Origin of the sequence: Vibrio sp. 1727, from assembly GCF_033344415.1 — a bacterium.
Taxonomy (GTDB): domain Bacteria; phylum Pseudomonadota; class Gammaproteobacteria; order Enterobacterales; family Vibrionaceae; genus Vibrio; species Vibrio alginolyticus.
The window spans coordinates 1-876 of record NZ_JAWPOT010000138.1 but is presented as its reverse complement, the minus strand read 5'-3'; the positions used below and the strand labels follow the sequence as shown (position 1 = coordinate 876).

Sequence of the window (876 nt, the reverse complement as noted above, 5' to 3'; positions counted from 1 at the left end):
CAATGCATATTGAGCGATTGCGCTGATGCCAATGTTTGTTCTTGGGTTCTTCTCTGGGTTGTAGTCTTTCGCTGGTCCCCAGTCACTTGGTGCAAGGTAGCCTTTTGCTAACTTCTCATTACGGTAATCTAAGCCGCCTCCAATACTCAGTTCATCATTGATGCTGTATGAGTTTAGCCAAATTGCATTGAACTGTTCGATGGCCACGTGATCGCCGGTCGACTTACTTTGGCCCGATTTAAGGTCATAGTTGTCTTGTTGACCGTAAGCTAACTTCAACTCAGAAGTGTAAACATCTTTAGAATACTCAAGTGACAAATCTGCACCTACGTATTCCACTTCACCCGTTTTCTTTTCGTGCTTATCTACTGTTCCCCACCCAGGATTGCCATAACTGCTGTTGTCATAGTCGTATTCGTTGCTGTATGTACTAAAGCCAACGTAACCAGAAAAATTATCAGAAAAGTTTTGCTGGTAACCTAATTTAAGGTTCAACGTTTCAAATCCGTGCTCATCGCCATCATTCAAACCCGGCAAAGGTTTAACGTTAAAACCATCCGTTTTCTCGTAACCTAATACCCCTTTGATGTGCTTACCTTCACCAACAGGTTTAGATACGGCAAACGTGCCTTTTTTATGATTGTTGGAGCCATAACCCGCCGACACTTGGCTTGCATCATCATCAATACTTGCTCGAGTAATAATGTTGATTACGCCGGAAATCGCCTCTGAGCCATAGATAGATGCGCGTGCGCCGCGAATGTAGTCGATACGTTCAATAGAGTTGATTGGAAATTGGTTGAAATCGATACCGCCCATGATTGCGCGAGGCATACGTACACCATCAACCAAAACCAACACTTGGGTGGCACTGCC

General features: G+C 44.3%; 1 protein-coding gene. It reads right to left on the bottom strand.

Annotation, left to right across the window (positions count from 1 at the left end):
* The coding region (locus tag R8O10_RS24345) for a TonB-dependent receptor plug domain-containing protein (RefSeq protein ID WP_318191836.1) at positions 1-876 on the bottom strand (876 nt) is incomplete at both ends.